The sequence below is a fragment of the Jeongeupia wiesaeckerbachi genome, assembly GCF_050916355.1.
Lineage (GTDB): Bacteria > Pseudomonadota > Gammaproteobacteria > Burkholderiales > Chitinibacteraceae > Jeongeupia > Jeongeupia wiesaeckerbachi.
The window spans coordinates 2779566-2801254 of the sequence record NZ_CP136946.1 but is presented as its reverse complement, the minus strand read 5'-3'; the positions used below and the strand labels follow the sequence as shown (position 1 = coordinate 2801254).

24 protein-coding genes are annotated in these 21689 nt (G+C 62.5%); 13 read left to right on the top strand and 11 right to left on the bottom strand.

All coding sequences use genetic code 11. The features are described from left to right. Nucleotides 1-41: 41 nt before the first annotated feature. The 8 genes from R0382_RS13760 to R0382_RS13725 all read left to right on the top strand — a co-directional run bounded on the left by R0382_RS13760 (nucleotide 42) and on the right by R0382_RS13725 (nucleotide 7386). The gene (locus tag R0382_RS13760; protein WP_432720273.1) at nucleotides 42-293 is read left to right on the top strand and encodes a PhaM family polyhydroxyalkanoate granule multifunctional regulatory protein; all 252 of its coding nucleotides are present in this window, start codon (nucleotides 42-44) and stop codon (nucleotides 291-293) included. A 149-nt stretch (nucleotides 294-442) separates the two neighbouring features. Further along, a complete protein-coding gene (mltA, locus tag R0382_RS13755) occupies nucleotides 443-1498 on the top strand; it encodes a murein transglycosylase A (protein WP_432720271.1) in 1056 nt (351 codons plus the stop codon). Between the two features lie 208 nt (nucleotides 1499-1706). Further along, nucleotides 1707-3176 carry an anthranilate synthase component I gene (gene trpE, locus R0382_RS13750; protein WP_432720269.1) on the top strand — a complete coding sequence of 490 codons (1470 nt, stop codon included), beginning with the start codon at nucleotides 1707-1709 and terminating at the stop codon, nucleotides 3174-3176. Nucleotides 3177-3228: 52 nt separating this feature from the next. After that, complete coding sequence (locus R0382_RS13745; protein WP_432720267.1) at nucleotides 3229-3798, top strand: aminodeoxychorismate/anthranilate synthase component II; 570 nt, start codon at nucleotides 3229-3231, stop codon at nucleotides 3796-3798. Beyond that, nucleotides 3795-4196, top strand: a complete 402-nt coding sequence (locus tag R0382_RS13740) for a lysozyme inhibitor LprI family protein (protein WP_432720265.1) — start codon at nucleotides 3795-3797, stop codon at nucleotides 4194-4196. Before R0382_RS13745 ends, R0382_RS13740 begins: the two co-directional genes overlap by 4 nt. A 16-nt stretch (nucleotides 4197-4212) precedes the next feature. Then, a complete protein-coding gene (trpD, locus tag R0382_RS13735; protein WP_432720263.1) occupies nucleotides 4213-5241 on the top strand; it encodes an anthranilate phosphoribosyltransferase in 1029 nt (342 codons plus the stop codon). 15 nt (nucleotides 5242-5256) lie between these two features. After that, nucleotides 5257-6048 (top strand): indole-3-glycerol phosphate synthase TrpC, encoded by a 792-nt coding sequence (trpC, locus tag R0382_RS13730; RefSeq protein ID WP_432720261.1) that lies wholly within the window; start codon nucleotides 5257-5259, stop codon nucleotides 6046-6048. Between the two features lie 243 nt (nucleotides 6049-6291). Continuing rightward, a complete protein-coding gene (locus R0382_RS13725; RefSeq protein WP_432720259.1) occupies nucleotides 6292-7386 on the top strand; it encodes a porin in 1095 nt (364 codons plus the stop codon). A gap of 102 nt (nucleotides 7387-7488) precedes the next feature. Here the strand turns inward: R0382_RS13725 and R0382_RS13720 are convergent, their stop codons facing one another. Next, nucleotides 7489-9774 (bottom strand): Tex family protein, encoded by a 2286-nt coding sequence (locus R0382_RS13720; protein ID WP_432720257.1) that lies wholly within the window; start codon nucleotides 9772-9774, stop codon nucleotides 7489-7491. Between the two features lie 4 nt (nucleotides 9775-9778). Further along, nucleotides 9779-10729: an Asd/ArgC dimerization domain-containing protein gene (locus tag R0382_RS13715; protein WP_432720256.1), complete on the bottom strand. Its 951-nt coding sequence runs from the start codon at nucleotides 10727-10729 to the stop codon at nucleotides 9779-9781. Nucleotides 10730-11028: 299 nt separating this feature from the next. Here R0382_RS13715 and R0382_RS13710 point away from each other — a divergent pair, with 299 nt between their 5' ends. After that, nucleotides 11029-12132: an aldo/keto reductase gene (locus R0382_RS13710; protein WP_432720254.1), complete on the top strand. Its 1104-nt coding sequence runs from the start codon at nucleotides 11029-11031 to the stop codon at nucleotides 12130-12132. Between the two features lie 63 nt (nucleotides 12133-12195). Here the strand turns inward: R0382_RS13710 and leuB are convergent, their stop codons facing one another. The 6 genes from leuB to leuC all read right to left on the bottom strand — a co-directional run bounded on the left by leuB (nucleotide 12196) and on the right by leuC (nucleotide 17259). After that, on the bottom strand, nucleotides 12196-13260 hold the full coding sequence (gene leuB, locus R0382_RS13705) for a 3-isopropylmalate dehydrogenase (protein WP_432720252.1): 1065 nt from the start codon (nucleotides 13258-13260) through the stop codon (nucleotides 12196-12198). A 59-nt stretch (nucleotides 13261-13319) separates the two neighbouring features. Then, on the bottom strand, nucleotides 13320-14132 hold the full coding sequence (locus R0382_RS13700) for a hypothetical protein (RefSeq protein ID WP_432720250.1): 813 nt from the start codon (nucleotides 14130-14132) through the stop codon (nucleotides 13320-13322). A gap of 97 nt (nucleotides 14133-14229) precedes the next feature. Then, a complete protein-coding gene (gene nagB / locus R0382_RS13695; protein WP_432720248.1) occupies nucleotides 14230-14964 on the bottom strand; it encodes a glucosamine-6-phosphate deaminase in 735 nt (244 codons plus the stop codon). A gap of 94 nt (nucleotides 14965-15058) precedes the next feature. Further along, nucleotides 15059-15697 carry a 3-isopropylmalate dehydratase small subunit gene (gene leuD / locus R0382_RS13690; RefSeq protein ID WP_432720246.1) on the bottom strand — a complete coding sequence of 213 codons (639 nt, stop codon included), beginning with the start codon at nucleotides 15695-15697 and terminating at the stop codon, nucleotides 15059-15061. 9 nt (nucleotides 15698-15706) lie between these two features. After that, nucleotides 15707-15838 carry an entericidin A/B family lipoprotein gene (locus R0382_RS13685; RefSeq protein WP_432720245.1) on the bottom strand — a complete coding sequence of 44 codons (132 nt, stop codon included), beginning with the start codon at nucleotides 15836-15838 and terminating at the stop codon, nucleotides 15707-15709. 11 nt (nucleotides 15839-15849) lie between these two features. Continuing rightward, a complete protein-coding gene (gene leuC / locus R0382_RS13680; protein ID WP_432720243.1) occupies nucleotides 15850-17259 on the bottom strand; it encodes a 3-isopropylmalate dehydratase large subunit in 1410 nt (469 codons plus the stop codon). A 208-nt stretch (nucleotides 17260-17467) separates the two neighbouring features. On the opposite strand from leuC, the gene R0382_RS13675 reads away from it, so the two are divergent. Genes R0382_RS13675 through R0382_RS13665 form a run of 3 tightly spaced genes read left to right on the top strand, consistent with a single transcriptional unit; the run spans nucleotide 17468 to nucleotide 19006 of the window. Next, nucleotides 17468-18262 carry a helix-turn-helix transcriptional regulator gene (locus R0382_RS13675; protein ID WP_432720242.1) on the top strand — a complete coding sequence of 265 codons (795 nt, stop codon included), beginning with the start codon at nucleotides 17468-17470 and terminating at the stop codon, nucleotides 18260-18262. A gap of 18 nt (nucleotides 18263-18280) precedes the next feature. After that, nucleotides 18281-18718, top strand: coding sequence for a ribonuclease domain-containing protein (locus R0382_RS13670; protein ID WP_432720240.1), 438 nt, complete (start codon nucleotides 18281-18283; stop codon nucleotides 18716-18718). Nucleotides 18719-18727: 9 nt separating this feature from the next. Next, complete coding sequence (locus R0382_RS13665; protein ID WP_432720238.1) at nucleotides 18728-19006, top strand: barstar family protein; 279 nt, start codon at nucleotides 18728-18730, stop codon at nucleotides 19004-19006. A gap of 31 nt (nucleotides 19007-19037) precedes the next feature. On the opposite strand, the gene R0382_RS13660 is transcribed toward R0382_RS13665, so the two are convergent. After that, on the bottom strand, nucleotides 19038-19853 hold the full coding sequence (locus tag R0382_RS13660; RefSeq protein WP_432720236.1) for a ferritin-like domain-containing protein: 816 nt from the start codon (nucleotides 19851-19853) through the stop codon (nucleotides 19038-19040). Nucleotides 19854-19976: 123 nt separating this feature from the next. Here R0382_RS13660 and R0382_RS13655 point away from each other — a divergent pair, with 123 nt between their 5' ends. Beyond that, nucleotides 19977-20297, top strand: coding sequence for a helix-turn-helix domain-containing protein (locus R0382_RS13655; RefSeq protein WP_432720234.1), 321 nt, complete (start codon nucleotides 19977-19979; stop codon nucleotides 20295-20297). A 51-nt stretch (nucleotides 20298-20348) separates the two neighbouring features. Here R0382_RS13655 and R0382_RS13650 read toward each other — a convergent pair whose 3' ends face one another. Continuing rightward, the gene (locus R0382_RS13650; RefSeq protein WP_432720232.1) at nucleotides 20349-21209 is read right to left on the bottom strand and encodes a radical SAM protein; all 861 of its coding nucleotides are present in this window, start codon (nucleotides 21207-21209) and stop codon (nucleotides 20349-20351) included. After that, complete coding sequence (locus tag R0382_RS13645) at nucleotides 21206-21655, bottom strand: universal stress protein (protein WP_432720231.1); 450 nt, start codon at nucleotides 21653-21655, stop codon at nucleotides 21206-21208. Before R0382_RS13645 ends, R0382_RS13650 begins: the two co-directional genes overlap by 4 nt. Nucleotides 21656-21689 lie beyond the last annotated feature (34 nt).

Here is a 21689-nt window from a genome sequence, read left to right as displayed (position 1 = left end):
ACCGCTTCCCGCTGTGCCCGCCGTTGCTTCCGGAGCCCGCCATGAGCGAATCCCCGCAAGACCCGTTCGGCTTCTTTACGCAATTCCTGAAGCCGGGCACGCCCAACCCCTTCATGCCACCGCTGACCGAAGAAGAAATCGACCGCAAGATCGTCGAAATGCGCACGATTGAGCAATGGTTAACGATGCAGGTCGGCATGCTGCAGATGACCGTCAAGACGCTGGAAATGCAGAAAGCCGGACTGCAGGCGTTCAAGAAAGGCATCGACCCCAACCCCGACACCACGCCCTGATGACCCAGATTTCGCATTTTGTACGCCGGCTTTCCGGCGTCGCCGCCACACTCGTTCTCGCCGCCTGCGCCACCCCGCCCGCCCCCTCCTCACCATCGCAACCCACGCCACCGGTCACGCCGACGCCAGCCCCCCTGCCCAGCACGGACATGGCGCCCTACCAGGCCGTCGACTGGTCAGCACTGCCCGTCACCAGCGACGCCGATTGGCTGGCCGGCTTCAATGCCTGGCAACGCGGCTGCCCGCGACTGCAAAAGCAGGCGCGCTGGGCGACGCTGTGCGCCGATGCCGCTCAGCTGCCGAAAAATGCCGCCAGCGTCCGTGCATTCCTGACCAGCCGCTTCACCCCGCTAACGCTACGCAACGCCGATGGCAGCAGTCAGGGCTTGATCACCGGCTACTATGAACCGGTTTACGCCGGCAGCCTGAAGCGCACCAGCCAGAACACCGTACCGGTCTATGGGCCGCCGAACGACATGATCACCGTTCAGCTCGACAGTGTTTATCCGGAACTGAAAGGCAAACGCCTGCGCGGCCGTCTGGACGGAAAAGCGTTGAAGCCCTACGCCGACGCGGATGAAATCGCCCGGCTCGCCCGCAGCAGCAAACTCGATGCGCCGGTGCTCGCCTGGCTGCCCGATCCGATGGATCTGCAGTTTTTGCAGGTACAGGGCTCTGGCCGTGTCCGTCTGACCGATGGACGTGAACTGCGCCTCGGCTACGCCGACCAGAACGGCTGGCCCTACCGCGCGATCGGCAAATGGCTGATCGAACAAGGCGAACTCAAGGCTGCCGACGTCAGCATGCAAAGCATCCGCGCCTGGGCACGCGCCAATCCGGCCAAGATAAACCAGCTGGTCGCCAGCAACCCGAGCTATGTGTTCTTCCGCACGCTGCCGGACAGCGATGAAGGTCCGATCGGCTCGCTGGGTGTGCCGCTGACAGCCGGCTACAGCCTGGCCGTCGATACCAAGCACGTGCCCGCCGGCGTACCGATGCTGATCGACACCACGCGACCCGACGGTGCACCGCTGACGCGGATCGCCGCGGCACAGGATACCGGCGGCGCCATCCGCGGCCAGGTGCGCGCCGATTTCTTCTGGGGCAAGGGCGATGCAGCCGGTGAACTCGCCGGCAAGATGAAGCAGCCCGGCCGGCTTTGGCTGCTCTGGCCCAAGGGAGAACCGCTCCCGGACGCCAACTGAGGCGCGTCTGGCGCGATATCGGGGCAGCCGCGCCAACGCGGTTGACCCCTGCAGCCGCATTGGGCAAGATACAAGACATCCCCCAAGCACCTCTCCGATACCTGATCATGGCGTTTCACTCCAACGAAATCTGGCTCGAATGGCGATGGCGTCGCTGGTAAGCGATCCCTGCCACCCGGCCCCTTTTTGAATTTCGTTTGGAGTTGTCATGATCACGCGCGATGAATTCGCTGCTTTGGCTCGCCAAGGCTACAACCGTATTCCCGTCATCCTCGAGCTGTACGCCGACCTCGACACGCCGTTGTCGGTCTACCTGAAGCTCGCCAATCGCCCGTATTCCTATCTGCTCGAATCGGTCGTCGGCGGCGAGCGCTTCGGCCGCTACTCGTTCATCGGCCTGCCCGCCCGCACCCGCATCACGGTCAGCGGCCTGCACACCGAGGTCATCCACGATGATCGCGTCGTCGAGACCCACGAAGGCAATCCGCTCGATTTCATCGCCGAATACCAGAAGCAGTTCAACGCCGCGGCGCCTGCAGGCATGCCACGCTTCATGGGCGGCCTGGTCGGCTACTTCGGCTATGACACGATCCGCTACGTCGAAAAGAAGCTCGCCCACTGTACCAAGCCCGATCCGCTCGGCCTGCCGGACATCCAGCTGCTGCTGTCCGAGGAGCTTGCCGTCGTCGACAACCTTTCAGGCAAGCTTTTCCTCGTCGTCTACGCCAACACCGATGACCCGGAAGCGTACGAGCGTGCCCAAGCCCGCCTGGCCGAGCTGCGACTGAAGCTGCGCGAACCGGCCAAGCTACCGCTGTCCGGCCCGGCCAAGACGGTCACGAGCGCGCAATCGGAATTCGGTGAGGCCGCATTCAAGGAAGCCGTCCTCAAGGCCAAGGACTACATCGCCGATGGCGACGTGATGCAGGTCGTGCTGTCGCAACGGATGACGATGCCCTTCGATCAGGACCCGCTGGCGCTGTACCGCGCGCTGCGGTCGATCAACCCGTCGCCATATATGTTCTTCTACCACTTCGGCGACATGCATATCGTCGGCGCATCGCCGGAAATCCTTGCCCGGCTTGAAGGCGACACAATCACCGTCCGGCCCATCGCCGGCACCCGACCGCGCGGCAAGACGCGTGAACACGACGAAGCACTGGCAACCGAGCTGCTGGCCGACGAGAAGGAAATCGCCGAGCACGTCATGCTGATCGACCTTGGCCGCAACGATACCGGCCGTGTCGCCGAAACCGGCTCGGTCAAACTGGTCGACCGGATGACGATCGAGCGGTATTCGCACGTGATGCACATCGTCTCAAGCGTCGAGGGCAAGCTCAAAGCCGGCCTCAGCAATATCGACGTGCTGAAGGCCACCTTCCCGGCTGGCACCGTCTCCGGTGCCCCCAAGGTCCGTGCGCTGGAAATCATCGACGAATTCGAACCGAGCAAACGCGGCATCTACTCCGGCGCCGTCGGCTATCTCGGTTTCAACGGCGACATGGACGTGGCGATCGCATTGCGCACCGCCGTGGTCAAGAACGAAACGCTCTACATGCAAGCCGGCGCCGGCATCGTTGCCGACTCGGTGCCCGAGAGCGAATGGCAGGAAACGCTGAACAAAGCCCGTGCGGTACTGCGCGCCGCCGAACTCGTTCAAGCCGGCCTCGACGCCTAAGACCACTTAGGTCGTCACGCCGCTCCACGCCCAGATCCAAAGGAATTCCGCCATGCTCTTGATGATCGATAACTTCGACTCGTTTACGTACAACATCGTCCAGTATTTCGGCGAACTCGGTCAGGATGTCCACGTCTACCGCAACGACGAAATCACGCTCGAACAGATCGAGGCCCTCAAGCCCAAATACTTGGTGGTCTCGCCAGGCCCCTGTTCACCGAAGGACGCCGGGATCTCGGTCGAGGCCATCCGTCACTTCGCCGGCAAATTGCCGATTCTGGGCGTTTGCCTGGGCCATCAGGCCATTGGCGAAGCCTTCGGCGGCAAGATCATCCACGCCAAAACGCTGATGCACGGCAAGGTCTCACCGATCGAGCACACCAGCGTCGGTGTATTCAAAGACTTGCCCTCGCCGTTCACCGTCACGCGTTACCACTCGCTGGCAATCGAACGCGAAACGCTGCCCGACTGCCTTGAGGTCACCGCTTGGACCGCCGACGGCGAGATCATGGGCGTGCGTCACAAAACACTGGCGATCGAAGGCGTGCAGTTCCACCCCGAATCGATCCTGACCGAACACGGTCACCAGATGCTCGACAATTTCCTCAAGGAATGGGCGTGATCCGCCAACATGCAGCTGCGCTGTTGCTTGCGACCGGGCTGGCCCATGCCCAGCCCTCGCCCCCGGCGATCAGCGAATGCGATCAGCGCAGCAACAATCAGGCCGAGCTGAGCCAGTGCCTGGGGCAGCTCGAAACCGATGCCACACAGGATCGGCTGAGCGCCGAGGCCGCGGCGCGTGCTGCGATGCGCCGACTCGAAGCCACAACGCCAAACAGCCATGCCCTTGGCCTGTTCGAGTCGGACGTCGCCGCCTACCTGGCCTACCGGGACACGCATTGCAACTGGGCCGGCGTATCGTTTTACGGTGGCTCGGTCGCTGGCGTTGCCATGCAGACCTGCCGGATCGATCTGGACCGGCACCGGGCCGACGAGTTGTCGCGCTTCTACATGAACTGAATTCGGAAACGCCATCATGATTACCATCCAGGCCGCGCTCAGCCGGCTGATCTACAGCAACGAATTGTTTTTCGATGAAATGGTTTACCTGATGCGGCAGATCATGACCGGTGAAATGACGCCGGTACAAACCGCCGCACTGCTGATGGGGCTACGCACCAAGGTCGAAAGCGTGTCGGAAATCGCCGCCGCAGCAACCGTCATGCGCGAGTTCGCCAGCAAGGTGGAAGTACAGGACCGCCGCCATCTGGTCGACACCTGCGGCACCGGCGGCGACGGCGCGCACACCTTCAATATCTCGACCTGCTCGGCCTTCGTCGCCGCAGCAGCCGGCGTCAAGGTCGCCAAGCATGGCGGCCGATCGGTCAGCTCGAGCAGCGGTTCAGCCGACGTTCTCGAGACGCTGGGCGTCAAGCTGAACCTGACACCGGAACAGGTCGGCCAGTGCATCGACGAAGTCGGCCTCGGTTTCATGTTCGCACCGAACCACCACCCGGCAATGAAGTACGTCGCGCCGATCCGCCGCGAACTCGGCGTGCGGACGATCTTCAACATTCTCGGCCCACTGACCAACCCGGCCGGCGCCGACAACCAGTTGATGGGCGTCTTTCACCCCGACCTCGTCGGCATCCAGGCACGCGTCCTCAAACAGCTTGGCTCGAAGCACGTGATGATCGTCCACGGCTGCGATGGCCTCGACGAGATCACCCTGTCCGGCAACACCTCGGTTGCCGAACTCAAGGACGGCGAAATCATCGAGTACCAGCTAGACCCACGCAATTACGGCTTCGAGCTATGCGACATCCAGGCACTTCATGCCGACGACGCACAACAATCGGCCGACATCATCCATCGCGTACTGGCGAACGAGGCCGGCCCGGCGCGTGACATCGTGCTCCTCAACGCCGGCGCTGCAATCTACACCGCCAACGTTGCGGTCACGCTCGAAGACGGCATCAATGCCGCGCACGAAGCGCTCGCCAACGGCGCCGCCCGCGCCAAGCTCGACGCGCTGGTCAATGCGACCAGCCGCCTCGCCCACTAATCCGCAGAGCGAATCATGTCCGACATTCTGAAGAAAATCTGGGCGACCAAACACGACGAAGTCGCTGCCGCCCGCAAAACCATCCCGATGGCCGAAATTCGCGCCATCGCCGAAGCCCATGCCGATCACCGTGATTTTGTCGCCGCCATCCGTGCCAAGCACGCTGCGGGCCAGCCCGGCATCATCGCCGAGATCAAGAAGGCCAGCCCGTCCAAGGGCGTGATCCGTGCCGATTTTCAACCGGCCGAGCATGCCGCCGATTACGCCGCCAACGGCGCAGCCTGCCTGTCGGTGCTGACGGACCGCCAGTACTTCCAGGGGCACGAAGAGTATCTGAAGGCCGCGCGCGCCGCCTGCGCCCTGCCGGCACTGCGCAAGGACTTCATGGTCGACGAATACCAGTTGTTCGAAGCCCGCGCCTGGGGTGCCGACTGCATCCTGCTGATCGCCGCCGAACTGCCGCTGGCGCAGATGAAGGATTTCGAAGCCGTCGCCCATGCGCTCGGCATGGCGGTACTGGTCGAGGTGCATAACGGCGAGGAGCTGGACGCGGCGCTCGAACTGAATACCCCGCTGGTCGGCATCAACAACCGCAACCTGCGCACCTTCGAAGTCAGCCTCGACACGACGCTCGGCTTGCTGCCGCACATCCCGCAGGACCGCATCGTCGTGACCGAAAGCGGCATCCTCGCCACAACAGATGTCTCCTTAATGCAACAAAATAACGTCAACACCTTCCTTGTCGGCGAGGCCTTCATGCGTCAGCCATCGCCCGGGAAGGCGCTCTACGACTTGTTCCAGCACTGAAATACACACTCTCCGCCGCGGATCAATCAGGGCGATTTGTAATGTGAAAGTCATAATCGCCTCGTAGACTGCCTGTACTGAAAACGGCAAGCAAACAGGTGCACCCCGCAATTTACGGTAGTGCCTGACCCCGATTTCGAATCGCCGTGCCATCCCCATCGGCCATCCGGCCGATTTACCAACACGGCAACAGTACAGGCCAGCTACACACGGCCTCTTATCCGCAACAGGAGAGTGAACGTAATGAAAAAGACCCTGATCGCCGCCGCCCTCGGCGCCGCTTTCGTGGCTCAGTTTGCAGCAGCTGAAGTTACCGTTTACGGCTCGATCCGCGAGTCGCTCGAATATGACCAGATGGACGACGCAGGTGGCAAAGACTACCAAGGCGAAGTGCAGCTGATCGACCAAACGTCGCGCCTGGGCTTCAAGGGCTCGGACCAGCTCGACATCGGCGGCAAGGTGATCTGGCAGATCGAATCGGCTGTCAAGACCTCGGGCAACGGCGGCACCGGCAACACCACCTGGGGCGGCCGTAACACCTTCGGCGGCTGGCAAGGCGATTGGGGTACCCTGCGCTTCGGCAACTACGACAGCGCCTACAAGACCCTGCTGACCTCGTCGGACCTGTCGAGCATCTTCGACAACTTCGCCGATACCGCCGACTTCAAGGGCAAGGGCTCCGTGTACGCCCAGCTCAACAGCCGTCTGCAGAACTCGGTCAGCTATGACTCGCCGAAATTCGGCGGCTTCCAGGTCCGCGGCTCGTACGGCCTCGACCAAGGCGCTGAAGCCGGCAACGATTCGCCGGTCTACGCCCTGGCCGCACTGTACAGCGGCTACGGCTTCGTCGGCGGCCTGGGTGGCTACTACGCCGAAAACCGCACGTTCAGCCAAGCCAACGTCAGCAACGCCGATCACTCGACCTCGCCGATCACCGATGGCGCGTCGACCTGGGCGACCAACCTGGCACTGGGCTACAAGTTCGACTTCGGTCTGCAACTGGGCGGTGGCTGGGAACACGTCGACAGCGACGACGGCAAGACCGGCAGCGACTGGGACAACTTCGCTGTAGCCGGTAACTACAAGTTCGGCCAGTTCGAAGTTCAGGGCGCATACGCCTGGACCAAGGACGTGCTGAACCAGACCGACAACAGCGGCGCACAAGCCTCGCTGGGTCTGGTTTACTACGCGACCAAGCAAACCCGCTTCTACACCTACCTCGTGAACGTCGATAACGACACCAAGGGTAAGTTCAAGAACAACTCGGGCTCGCTGACGCCGGACTACGTCGATCAGGACGGCTTCGCGTTCTCGCTGGGTCTGCGCACCGACTTCTAAGCAGTACGCACGAACATAGGTCTCAAACCGGGCACGATGTGCCCGGTTTTTTTATTTACGAGACAACAAAAAACCGGGGCTAAACCCCGGTTTTTTGCATGGTCAGCGCTTGAGTTTAACGCCAGCCAACGCCGACGCCATCGCACCAGACATCGGCGCGGCCTCGCGTTTGGGTGCGTTGCGCTTCTCCGTTCCGGCTGACGCACTGACCACCGACTTGTCTTGCGCCGAATCACCGAGGCGCATCGTCAATGCAATGCGTCGCCGCTTGGTATCGACCTCCAGCACCTTGACCCTCACCAGATCGCCTGCCTTGACCACTTCGCGCGGGTCTTTGACATAGCGGTTCGTCAGCGCCGAGATATGCACCAAGCCATCCTGATGCACGCCGATATCGACGAAGGCGCCGAAGTTGGTCACGTTGGTCACGACGCCTTCGAGCACCATGTCCGGCCGCAAATCCTTGAGGTCTTCGACGCCATCGGCGAATTTGACGGCCTTGAATTCCGGGCGCGGATCGCGCCCGGGCTTCTCCAGCTCGGCCAGGATGTCGCGCACCGTCGGAACGCCAAAGCGCGCATCGGTGAAATCGGCCGGACTCAAACCGCGTAACGTCGCCGTATCGCCGATCAGCGTCTTCACCTCCCGCTGCACGCGCGCGACGATTTTTTCGACGAGCGCGTAGGATTCCGGGTGCACCGCAGACGCATCGAGCGGATTCCTGCCATTCATGATGCGCAGAAAGCCCGCCGCCAGCTCAAAGGTCTTGTCGCCCAATCGTGGCACCTTGAGTAAGGCCTTGCGGTCAGCAAAGGCACCGTGTGCATCGCGGTATTCGACGATGTTCGCCGCCAGCACCGGACTCAGGCCCGACACACGAACAAGCAGCGACGCCGATGCCGTGTTCACATCGACCCCGACCGCGTTGACGCAATCCTCGATCACGACTTCGAGCGAGCGCGCCAGACCGGCCTGGTTGACGTCATGCTGGTACTGACCGACGCCGATCGCCTTCGGGTCGATCTTGACCAACTCGGCCAGTGGATCCTGTAAACGGCGTGCGATCGACACCGCGCCACGCAGGCTCACATCCAGCGCCGGAAACTCCTTCGCCGCCAGCTCCGACGCCGAATACACCGACGCGCCAGCCTCGGACACGACGAGCTTGGTCAGCCCCAGCTCCGGCCTGGCCTTCATCAGCTCACCGGCCAGCTTGTCGGTTTCCCGGCTGGCCGTGCCGTTGCCGATCGCGATCAGCTCGACACGGTGCTTCACTGCCAGCGCCGCTAGCGTAGCGAGTGCGCCTTGCCAGTCCCGGCGCGGTTCGTGCGGATAGATCGTCGCGGTATCGAGCAGCTTGCCGGTCGCATCGACGACCGCGACCTTGACGCCGGTACGCAGGCCCGGGTCGAGGCCCATCGTGGCCCTTGGTCCGGCCGGCGCAGCCAGCAGCAGATCCTTGAGGTTGCTGGCGAAGACCTTGATCGCATCGGCCTCGGCCCGTTCGCGCAGTTCGCCAACGAGTTCGGTTTCCAGACTCGGAAACACCTTGGCCCGCCACGTCAGCCGGACGGTATCGGCCAGCCATTTGTCAGCGGCACGCTCCCGGTTGGCAACGCCGAAACGCTTGGCAATGCGCAGCTCGCACACGCCAGGTGACGACGCATCGTCCGGCAAGGCCAGCGTAAATCCGAGCACACCCTCGGCGCGACCACGCAACACCGCGAGGACGCGATGCGACGGCATCTTGGCCAGCGCTTCTTCGTACTCGAAGTAATCGGCAAACTTCGCGCCTTCGTCCTGCTTGCCTTCGACCACAGCGGTTCTGACGACGCCGTGCGTTTTGAGATAGTCACGCAGGCCGCCGATCAGCTCGGCGTCTTCGGCAAATTGCTCGATCAGGATCGCCCTTGCACCGTCGAGCGCCGCCTTGACATCGGCCACGTCCGCATTGAGATAGGCCAGTGCTTCGTGCTCCGGCACTCTGGCCGGATCGGCAAGCAAGGCCGCCGCCAGCGGCGCCAGACCGGCCTCGCGGGCCATCTGCGCCTTGGTGCGGCGCTTGGGCTTGTACGGCAGGTAAAGGTCTTCAAGCCTTTGCTTGTTGTCGGCCCCCTGCAGCTGCGCCAGGAGTGCCGGCGTCAGCTTGCCCTGCTCGTCGACGCTGCCGATCACGCTGCGCCGCCGCTCTTCCAGCTCGCGTAAGTAGCGCAAACGCTCATCCAGCGTCCGCAACTGCGTATCGTCCAGCCCGCCGGTGACTTCCTTGCGGTAGCGCGCGACAAAAGGCACGGTCGCGCCATCGTCGAACAGCTGGATCGCGGCGTCGACCTGGGCCGGGCGGCAGGCAAGCTCGGCGGCAATGCGGTGCGAGATCGGCGGCAGCATCGCTTTACTCTTTGGCTGCAATCAGCGTCAGCAGCTGCAGCACCGCCAGTGCCGGCAGCCGGGTATTGTCGGCCACACTCCACAGCGTGACACCACGGCCATCGGCGGCAAAGCGCAAGCGGCTGACCCAGACCTTGTCACCGCCAACCGCGTCCTGGCTGGCAACGATGCCAGCCTCTCCCGCCACCTGCAGCAGGAAAACACGCTCGCTGGCCTTGAGTGCGGCCACCACCGCATCCTGTTCGACCGGCGCAGCAAAGCGCACCGTAACGCTGGCACCATGGCCGAAGAAATGCGGCGTACGCAAGCAGGTGACGTCGATCGCACAATCGCCGGGCAGCTGCTTCTTCAGCAGTGCCAGCGCGGCGTTTTCTTCGACCGTCGCACCACCTTCATCCGGCACACCGAAACCGCCCAGCACGTTGTAGGCAATCCGTTTGGGATAGACCTCGGTCTCGTGCTCAGTCTGCGCAAACAGCGAGCGGGTCTGGCCCGACAGCGCATCGATGCCGGCCTGGCCTTCGGTCGAGACCGACAGCAAGCCGGTTGCCGTGACTTGCGCGACCTCGCCCAGTTCGGCCAGCGGCGCAACCAGCGTCGCCAGTTGCTGCGCGAACGGATCGGGCAGCGACAAGACCTGGCCCTTGGCCAGTTTGCCGCCGGGCGGGTTCGCGCCGGTCAGGTCGATGACGATGACGCCGGCTGTGGCCGCTTCATCGAGCACTGCGTTGACGTCCGGCACGGTATTGACCAGTACGCGCAACTGGCTCCACTCGAAATCCTCGACGTTGAATTCGGGGTGGTCTTCACCACGGAATTCAACCAGACCCTCGTCGTCGCTCATCGTCAGCGGAAACAGCGCGGCGAGGCGCAGCGGGCTGTCGGTGATCACGTCGAGCAGCGCCTGTCCGAGCGAGGAAGTGGCGCCGAGCACGCCAAGGGAAAGATGAGCCATGAAACCTCCGGAATGGGAAAAGGGCGCCTGCGCGCCCTTTGGGGATGGGGCTATTGTATCCGATTCGTCGTAGCCGATTCGCCCCGGGTGAATGCGACCGGCGAGCGTGCGATGAACGAAGCTCGCCGACCTTCCCCGCCCTCCGTCCAGCCGTCACCCGAAGGCGCTATTCGCAGCGGCTAAAAGCCATTGCTGCGCTGCAAGGTATTTTCATCGGCAATACCTAAACTGGGTTTTCAGCGCGCAGATGGCCTCGCTCAATCCATCGCGGTGCTGCTCCTCAAACACCGGAGTCCTTCATGTCGATCGATCGTTATTACACCTTGGGTCGCAGCGGCCTGCGCGTCAGCCGGCTGTCGCTGGGCACGATGACCTTTGGCACCGAATGGGGCTGGGGCGCGGACAAAGCCGATGCCCGTGCAGTCTTTGACCTGTATCTCGACGCTGGCGGCAATTTTTTCGATACCGCCGATGCGTATACCAATGGCACCAGCGAAACCTGGCTCGGCGAATTCGTCGCGGCACGCCAGGCGCGTCACCACGTGGTGCTTGCGAGCAAGTTCACTTTCAATCTGGGCGACCGCAACGCCAACGGCGGCGGCAATGGCCGCAAACATATCCTTCAGGCCGTCGAAGGCTCGCTAAAGCGGCTCGGCACCGATTTTCTCGACGTGCTTTACCTGCACGCCTGGGACCAGATCACGCCGGCCGAGGAAGTAATCCGCACGCTCGACGACCTCGTCCGCGCCGGCAAGGTGCGGCACCTTGGCCTGTCCGACGTGCCGGCCTGGTATGCGGCCCGCGTGCAGACACTGGCCGAATGGCGTGGCTTCGAACCCATTTCGACGCTGCAATTGCAGTACTCGCTGGTTGAGCGAAATCTTGAACACGAATACACGCGACTGGCGATCGAACTCGGCATGGGCCTAACCGCCTGGAGCCCGCTCGCCAGCGGCCTGCTCTCGGGCAAGTACCGCAAGGACGATCAAGCCAGCGGCCGCCTTGCCACGATGCAAAACAGCGGCAACCCGGCCTTTCAGCATCTGAGCGAGCGAAACTGGCAGATCGTCGCAACCCTGGAGGACGTCGCCGCGCAGGTCGATCGCCCGATGAATCAGGTGGCGCTCAACTGGGTGGCCCATCGCCCCGCCGTGAGCAGCGTCCTCGTCGGCGCCAGCCGGCCTGATCAACTGAGGTCCAATCTGCAGGCGCTGGATTTCGACATACCGGCCGAATTGCACCAGCGGCTCGACGATGCCAGCGCGCCGGCCGCGCCGTTTCCCTATTACTTCTTCACCAATGCGATGCAGGGCATGATCTACGGCGGCGCGACCGTCGGAGACAAACCCGCCGGCTACCATCGTGGTGTCTTGATCAGCGGCAGCGGCTCGGGAGTCAGCTGAACCGGCGTGGTACACAGCAAAAAAGCACCGCATTGCGGTGCTTTTTTTGTCGGCGAAACGCGCTTACAGCGCGGCGACGACCGCGTCGCCCATCTGCGAGCAGCTGACTTTCTCGGTACCGGCCTCATAGATGTCGGCAGTGCGCAGGCCCTTGGCGAGCACGGCCTTGACGGCGTTCTCGACCCGAAGCGCAGCCGCTTCGTTGTTCAGGCTGTAGCGCAGCATCATCGCCGCCGACAGGATCGTCGCCAACGGGTTGGCGATGTCCTTGCCGGCGATGTCCGGTGCCGAACCGTGGCTCGGCTCGTACATACCCTTGCCGTTCTGGTCGAGCGACGCCGACGGCAGCATGCCGATCGAACCGGTCAGCATCGATGCCTGATCCGACAGGATGTCGCCAAAGATATTGCCGGTCACCATCACGTCGAACTGCTTCGGTGCACGCACCAGCTGCATGGCGGCGTTGTCGACATACATGTGGCTGAGCTCGACGTCCGGGTACTCCTTGGCGACGTCGATCATGATTTCCTTCCAGAACTCGGTCGTCTCGAGCACGTTGGCCTTGTCGACCGAACACAGCTTCTTGCCGCGCTTCTGCGCCGCGCGGAACGCGACGTGGGCGATCCGGCGCACTTCAGACTCGCTGTACAGCATCGTGTTGAAGCCTTCGCGCTCGCCGGCTTCGTTGACGCGAATGCCGCGCGGCTGGCCGAAGTAGATGTCGCCGGTCAGTTCACGCACGATCAGGATGTCGAGCCCCGAAACGACTTCCGGCTTCAGCGTCGATGCATTCGCCAGCTCCGGATACAGGATGGCCGGGCGCAGGTTGGCAAACAGCCCCAGATCCTTGCGAATGCCCAAGAGGCCGCGCTCCGGGCGCAGCGGGCGATCGAGCTGGTCGTACTGCGGGCCGCCAACGGCGCCGAGCAGGATCGCATCGGCTTCGCGCGCGAGCTTCTGGGTGAATTCGGGATACGGCGCACCGTAGGCGTCGTAGGCCGCGCCGCCGAGCGGCGCCTCGCTCAGCGTGATGTCCAGACCGTCTTTTTGCAGCGCATTCAACACCTTCTTGGCTTGCGCAACGATTTCCGGGCCAATGCCGTCACCGGGCAGAATCAGAACTTTCATGGGAACTCACACTCCAGATAGAAAACAAAAAACGCGATGGCCGCACGCACCACCTGCGGTCATCCAGCCAAACTGATTTCGCAATTGAAGCGACCGCCCGACGTGGTCGTGATCCAGGTCTTTGCCGAGTTCAGCACGCCACGATCCTGGTCGATGCTCACGTCCAGCGAGAATCGCAATGCCTCTGACCCGCCCGACATGCGCCCAACCGGAGCCTGATCGCCTTCGATCAGCATGCGGACCAGCGCACCGTCCTGATCCACTTTCTTGACCGTATAGCGCGACAGCGCGTCATCGCCACGGGCAGCGGATGACTTGATCTTGCGGGGAATGTTGACACCTGCGGCGGCCTCGCTCAGCAGACGCCTGACATCCCAGACCGCAGGCGCCGCGACTGATTCCGCGATCGGCCCAAGCAAGCAGTTGTAACGCTCGACCGGATCGTTGGTGACCCAACGCTCACCGTCAAACTTCAAGGTCAACGTTTGCGGACGTCCTCCACGATAGACCAGCCGGTAGTTCAACTTCGGGACTGCAACTGCCGGCACGACGGCTGACGGCGCCGCAACGGGTACCGCAACAGGCTGAACCGGCGGCTTTGGACTCGCCGTCAGCGGCTTCTGCAACCTGGAAAGCTTGATCTCGGCCAGCTTCGCATACACCCCGTTCGGGTATTGATCCAGATAGGCCTGAAATTCGGCCGGGTCCTTGCTGTCCTTGATGCTACTCCAGAACAGCATCTGCGCTTCTTCGGAGCCCCCCGCCTTCGCCGCTGGCGGCGCGGCCACGGCGGCCCCAGCAATCAAGGTCATCGGTAGCGATAGAAATGCGGCAGCCCAGAAACCGGCGCACGCCTTGCGAGTCAATGCCATGCTCAAATCCAGTGAAATCATTGTTTTTATGGGCAGTGCGGCAAATCGAAGGCAAACAAAAAGCGGGATCGCTCCCGCTTTTCATCAGCGCATTCGATTACGAGTGCGAAACCTTGTAGGTCACATCACAGTCGGTCATCACGATCACGCGCGGGTGCGTTTGCAGCAAGGATGCCGGCACCTGGGTGGTGATCGGGCCATTCAGCGTGCGGTCGAGGATCTCGGCCTTTTCCTGCCCCTTGACCACCAGCAGGATCGCGCGGGCGTGCAGGATCGAGCCCATGCCCATGGTGATCGCGTGCGTCGGCACTTCGTCGATCGAGTTGAAGAAGCGCTTATTGGCCTCGCGCGTGCTTTCCTTCAGCGTGACCTTGTGGGTGAAGCGCGACAGCTCGTCGTCCGGCTCGTTGAAGCCGATGTGGCCATTGCCGCCGATACCGAGCAGCTGCATGTCGACCGAACCCTGCTGGTAGATCGCTTCGTCGTAGCGACGACCTTCACCATCGATGTCTTCGGCATTGCCGTTCGGCACGTGGGTGTTTTCCGGCAGGATGTCGATATGGTCGAACAGGTTGCGCTGCATGAAGCTGCGGTACGACTCCGGATGGCTGACCGGCAGACCGACGTATTCGTCGAGGTTGAACGTCGTAACTTCCTTGAAGCTGACCAGACCCTGCTTGTAGGTCTTGACGATTTCTTGATACAGACCGACTGGCGTGCCGCCGGTGGCCATGCCAAGCACTGCATTGGGCTTGGAACGGACAACCGAAATGAACAGGTCGGCAGCGGCGCGGTCGAGATCGGCTTGATTTTTGAATTTATGCAGAATCATGGTCTTTCCGGGGTAGACAAGAAAACGGCTAACTATACGACAAATCAGGTGAAGGTCGTATTGACCTTCCCCAATCTTCGGTACAGCTAACCGCTCAAACGAACAGCCAGGGCTTGGATTCGCGATGCTTGGCTTCGAAAGCGCGGATCTCGTCCGCATGCGCCAGCGTCAGGCCGATTTCATCCAGACCGTTGAGCAGGCAATGCTTGCGATGCGCAGTCACCTCGAAGGCAAACGACTCGCCCGCTGGCGTTGTCACGGTCTGATTAGCCAGATCGACGTTCAAGCGATAGCCTTCCTGCGCCTCGCAAGCCTTGAACAAGCGCTCGACCACATCGGCCGCCAGCACGATCGGCAGCAGGCCGTTCTTGTAGCAGTTGTTGAAGAAAATGTCGGCAAAGCTCGGGGCGATCACCACGCGAAAGCCGTAGTCGTCGATCGCCCACGGCGCATGCTCGCGGCTCGAACCACAGCCGAAGTTATCCCGCGCCAACAGCACTTGTGCGCCGGCGTAACGCGGAAAATTCAGTACGAAATCCGGATTCAGCGGGCGACCGCTGTTATCCACGCCCGGTTCGCCATGGTCGAGGTAGCGCCACTCGTCGAAGAGATTCGGGCCAAAGCCCGAGCGCTTGATCGACTTCAAAAACTGCTTGGGGATGATCGCGTCAGTGTCGACGTTGGCACGGTCGAGCGGACAGACGAGACCATCGAGTTGGCTAAATGCTTTCATGACTTGGTCCTATTTGGACGATTTCTCGTCGATTTGCCCACCGAGCTGCTTCAGATCCTTGCCAAAACCATTGACGGTATTGCACGCCGACAAGGCGAATACCGCGGCGCATGCCGCCAGAATCAGACCAAAACGCTTCATTCTTCGACTCCTTATTTCCACTGACGCACGTCGACAAAATGGCCGGCAATCGCCGCAGCCGCGGCCATTTCCGGACTGACCAGATGGGTACGCCCACCCTGGCCCTGCCGACCTTCGAAATTGCGATTGCTGGTCGATGCACAGCGCTCGCCCGGCTCGAGCCGGTCTGCGTTCATCGCCAGGCACATCGAGCAGCCCGGTTCACGCCATTCAAAGCCGGCATCGGTAAACACCTTGTCGAGCCCTTCTGCCTCGGCTTGCGCCTTGACCAGCCCCGAACCCGGCACAATCATCACCAGCTTGACCGAGTCGGCCTTCTGCTTGCCCTTGACCACCGACGCCGCCGCGCGCAAATCTTCGATGCGCGAGTTGGTACACGAACCGATGAACACCTTGTCGACCGGAATCTCGGAGATCGGGGTGTTGGCGGTCAAACCCATATATTGCAGCGCGCGCTCGTAGCTGCCTTTTTTCACCGCATCGGATTCAGCTGCCGGATCCGGCACCCGGCCGTTGATCGACAGCACCTGCTCGGGCGATGTTCCCCAGGTGACCTGCGGCTCAATGGCGCCGGCATCGAGCTCGACCACGGCGTCGAACACCGCGCCGTCGTCGGACACCAGCGTGCGCCAGTTGGCCACCGCAGCCTCCCACTGTGCCGCGTTCGGCGCGAACTGACGGCCTTTGACATAGTCGATCGTCGTCTGGTCGACCGCGACCATGCCGGCGCGCGCGCCCGCTTCGATCGCCATATTGCACAGGGTCATCCGCCCTTCCATCGACAGGCCGCGAATCGCGCTGCCGCCGAATTCGATCGCATAACCGGTACCACCGGCGGTACCGATCCTGCCGATGATCGCCAGCGCTACGTCCTTGGCGGTCACGCCACGACCGAGCTGACCATCAACGCGCACCAGCATCGCCTTGGATTTCTTCGCCACCAGGCACTGCGTCGCCAACACGTGCTCGACTTCCGAGGTGCCGATACCATGCGCCAGCGCACCGAAGGCGCCGTGGGTCGAGGTATGGCTGTCGCCGCAGACGACGGTCATCCCCGGCAAGGTCGCGCCGCTTTCCGGACCGACAACGTGCAGGATGCCCTGATGCTTGTCCTTGAACGGGTAATAGACGAGCGCGCCGAATTCCTTGATGTTGGCGTCCAGCGTCTCGACCTGCTGGCGCGAGATCGGATCCTTGATGCCTTCGTCCCAGTGATCGGTCGGGGTATTGTGGTCCGGCGTCGAGACGACCGAGCTGGCGCGCCACAGCTTGCGGCCCGCGAGCTTGAGCCCCTCGAACGCCTGCGGGCTGGTCACTTCGTGCACCAGATGGCGATCGATATAAAGCAGACAGGTACCATCGGCTTCCTCGCTGACGATGTGCGAGTGCCAGAGTTTGTCGTAAAGCGTCTGTGCGGCCATATTCGTTCCAGAGAAGAACCGTGTCTCCACGGTGAGATCATACCGTGCTGCCGACGCGACGGCGTGAGCTGGATCACGCATCGGCAACCACCGCGGGTGGGGAAAACATCTGTCTTGCCACCCAATGCAGGCAAGATTAGAAGCGTTTGGATACTGGAACAAGTTTAGCACTTATACTGGTATCAACAGTAACAGCCAGAGTCCCGCCGTGTCCGCCAGCGCATCGATCCGCCGCAAGGAACTCGGCGACTTCCTTATGAGCCTGCGCCAGCAGTGCGCCCCCGCCGCCTTCGGCTTCCCGGCTGGCGCGCGACGGCGCACCGCCGGGCTGCGTCGTGAAGAGGTCGCGCAACTCTGCGACATCAGTCCCACCTGGTATACCTGGATCGAACAAGGCCGCGACATCAGCGTATCGGCCGATGCACTCGACCGGCTGGCCGTGGCATTGCGGATGGAACGGTCGCAACGCGCCTACCTGTTCGAGCTGGCCGGCCGGCACGACCCGCAGCAGCCGCGTGGCGAACATGACGTCTCGCCCGGCGTGCTTGAAGCCGCGCTGCGTGGCTTTGCCGGCCCTGCCTACGTGCTCGGCCGGCGCTGGGACGTGCTCGCGTGGAACGACGCTGCCGCCCGCTTGTTCGGCCCCTGGCTTGCCAGCGATGCATCGCCGAACTTGCTCGCCTTCGTTTTTCTCGATCCGGCCGCCCGAACGCTGGTCGTCGACTGGGAAATTCGCGCCCGCCGGCTGGCCGCCGAGTTCCGTGCCGACACGCGCGCCAGCATCGATGATGCGACCCTGCTCGAGCTCATCGCGCATCTTTCACAAGCCAGCCCCGAGTTCGCCGAGTACTGGCGCCGGCACGACGTGCTCGAACGCCAGGGTGGCGAGCGTGCATTCGCTCATCCGCGAGACGGCCTGCGTGTCTATCATCAACTGTCGTTCAAGCTTGTCGATCACGAGGCGCTGAAACTGGTGCTGCTGACGCCGCTCGACGCCGCCTGAACCGCCACCGGACCCGCCATGCGACTGACCCTGTTATTCGGCCTGATGCTCGGCCTCACCCTGCCGGCCGTTGCCGCACTCCCGCGCTGCAGCGACGTCGCCGCAACGGCCGCAGCATCGCAACGGCTTGACCGCGCCGAGCTGGCTGCCGCGCTTGAAGCCCTGTCCCGCAGCGGACGTCTGCCCGAACGCTATGTCACCAAACGCGATGCGCAGACCGCCGGCTGGAAACCGGGCAAAGACCTCTGGCAGGTATTGCCCGGCCATTCGATCGGCGGTGACCGCTTCGGCAATCGGGAGCAACGGCTGCCACAAGGACAGTATCGTGAAGCCGATCTCGATTATCGTGGCGGAAAGCGCGGCGCCAAGCGCCTCGTGTTCGAGCCACGCGGCCGGCGCTTCGTCACCGTCGATCACTACCAGACCTTCACCGAATTGCCCGCCTGCCAGCCGTAAGGAGTCCCGATGACCGCACACCGCAACGTGTTGCTGCACGACATACACAGCATGGACGACGTCTACGCGCAACTGGGGCGCCAATTACCGCTACCCGACCATTTCGGCCGCAATCTCGACGCCCTGTTCGATCTGCTGACGGTGGACGTGGAAGGTCCGCTCACGCTGAACTGGCCCGATGCCGACGACGCCCGCGCTCACCTCGGCACCGAACGCCATGCCGCGCTGCTGGCCACCTTGCGTGATGCCGCCGACGAACGCGACGACCTGCAGCTCAGAATCGGTTGAGATGGGTCCCCCCTCCAACCTTCGCAGCCTGCTAGACCAGCTTGATCGACTCGATCAGTTCAAGCTCTTCGTCGCTGAACCCCGCCGCCCGTCGCGCCGGGTAGTTCAGCTTGCCACGCGGCAGCACCGCATCGTAATCGCGTAGCAGACCAACGAAGGTCGGTACCGGATCGAGTCCGCGCTCGGCACAGCACCAGTGAAACCAGCGATTGCCGATCTGCACGTGGCCGATTTCATCGCGCAGGATGAGGTCGAGGATCTCACAGGCGCGGTGATCGCCACTTTGCTTGAGCTTCTCGCGAATCCCCGGCGTCACATCCAGCCCCCGCGCCTCCAGAATCCTCGGCACCAGCGCCATGCGCGCCATCACATCGTCGTCGGTCTTGACCGCCATTTCCCACAGCCCGTTGTGCGCCGGGAAATCGCCATAGGCGTAACCCAGGCTGGCAAGGTGCTCGCTGAGCAAGGTGAAATGCAGTGCTTCCTCGCGCGCTACCTGCAACCAGTCGCAATAGTAAGCATCGGGCATATCACTGAACCGGCACACGGCATCCAGCGCCAGATTGATGGCGTTGAACTCGATGTGCGCGATCGCGTGCAGCAGCGCCGCACGTCCCTCTAGGCTATGAGTCGATCGGTTCGCCAGCTCGCTCGGCGCCACCAGAATCGGCCGCTCCGGCCGCCCCGGAACAGTGATGCGACCGATATGCAAAGCGCCCACTTCAACAGGTAAATGATTATTGAAATCATTCACTTGCGCCACCTTCCTTCCCGGATCCATCTCCATGAGCGCAAGGTGGGCAAAATGTTGCTTAACAAGAAAATCAAGTTTCGAATCACATGGCATATAGTTGCGTTACTAAATCACATGTTCATAAGGAAATACTTACGTGTATGCAACTGGCCCTCAACTTTATGATGACGTCAAGGTTTAAGCCGCCATGCCGCCGTATTGAGAGGAGTCCGACAATTGAAAGAAACCACCCCGAACCCGCGCGAAGTGCGCCGCCGTCTTGGTCTGAATCAGCAGGAATTCTGGAGCAAGATTGGCGTGACGCAAAGCGGTGGTTCCCGCTACGAAAGCGGTCGCAACATGCCGCGTCCGGTGCGCGAGCTGCTCCGCGTTGTCCACATCGAAGAGGTCGATCTGGGCAAGATCAACCGCGAGGACTACCTGATCCTCGAATACCTCAAGGAAATGAAGCCGGAGCTGTACGAAACGCTGCGCCTCGCCGCCACGCGCGACCGCGAGCCGGTACATCTGCAGTCGGCCCAGCTCAGCGCGCGCTAACACGCTGGCGACTGGACACAACAAAGCCCCGCTCGCGGGGCTTTGTCATTTTCAGAGGCTCAAGCGTACATTGAGCCCCAACCCTTCAATTCGCGCCGCCAGTGCCTGCATCCACGCGACCGGTGCCGCCGACAAGCGCGGCGCCTCCGCCTGCATCGATGGACGCGCCAAGCCGTACAACAAGACCCCCTGCAACGCGATATCCGCAGCGCGTAGCGACGCCAGATAGTCCAGATACGCATCCAGCACGACGTCGTCCGGCAAGACGCCATCGACCGCGAACATGCAGGTCTGCAGCCACGTCGGGCAACGACGCGACGCGGCGGCCAGGTGCTCGCGCACCGATGCCGCCTTGAGCTGAACCTGATTGACGGCGCTAAATCCGTCCTGTGGCGCACGATCAAGCTTGTACCAGACCTCACCGCCCAAGACCGCCATCGCTTCCAGCGCCCCCTGCACGGCCGGCTTGTAGAGCTGACTGCCGTTGGTAATCAGCACCAGCTTGATTTTTCCGGTCAGCCCGAAACGGGCCATCACGCGACCGACCAGCGCGATCGCCGCCGGAAACTCCGGGCTCATCGTCGGTTCGCCATTGCCCGAAAAGGCGATGTCGTTGAGTCGACGCGCGCCTTCCGGCACTCGCGCCTGCATGAAATCGCCGTGAACGATGTCGTCGAGCATGGCAACCAGCTCGACCTCCAGCTGGGCCAGATCGATCGGCGGCGGACCACCGCGCTGCAACGCCGGCACCTGACAATAGACACAGCGCCAGTTACAGGCATTGTTCGGATTGAGGTTGATGCCGACCGACACGCCACCGGCGCGCCGCGACACCACCGGGTAGACATAGGTCAGGCCAGCCGCGTCGCGCGCGTGATCGTCGACGCGCAATCGGCCGTCTTGCAGCTTCATTCCGCCTTGGCCCTCACCAGCAATACCGGCATCGGCGTGATGTGCATGACGCCTTCGGCGACACTGCCGAGCAGCAGATGCGTCAGGCCACCGTAGCCGTGCGTGCCCATCACGATCAGTTGCGCCTGCCACTTGTCGGCTTCATCGACGATGGCCCGTGCCAGATTCCCGCCCCACGCCTCCAGCAGCTCGACTTCGACCTCAACGCCAGCGGCCTTGAGGACCTCGCCCTGCTGATCCAGCACGCGCTGCCCCGAACGGCGCAGCGCCTCCTGCAGTTGCGGAACGTCGAGAAACTCGTTGGCGCTCCAGGCGAACTGGGCCAGATCGATCACATGCACGATCTTTACCTTGGCACGCTGATTGCAGGCGACTTTCACCGCCTCGCGCAGCGCTGCAACGCTGGTTTCGCTATCGTCTACCGGTACCAGAATGCGGTCGTACATGGTCTTCCCCAATCGGTTGCGCTTACTTCAAGTT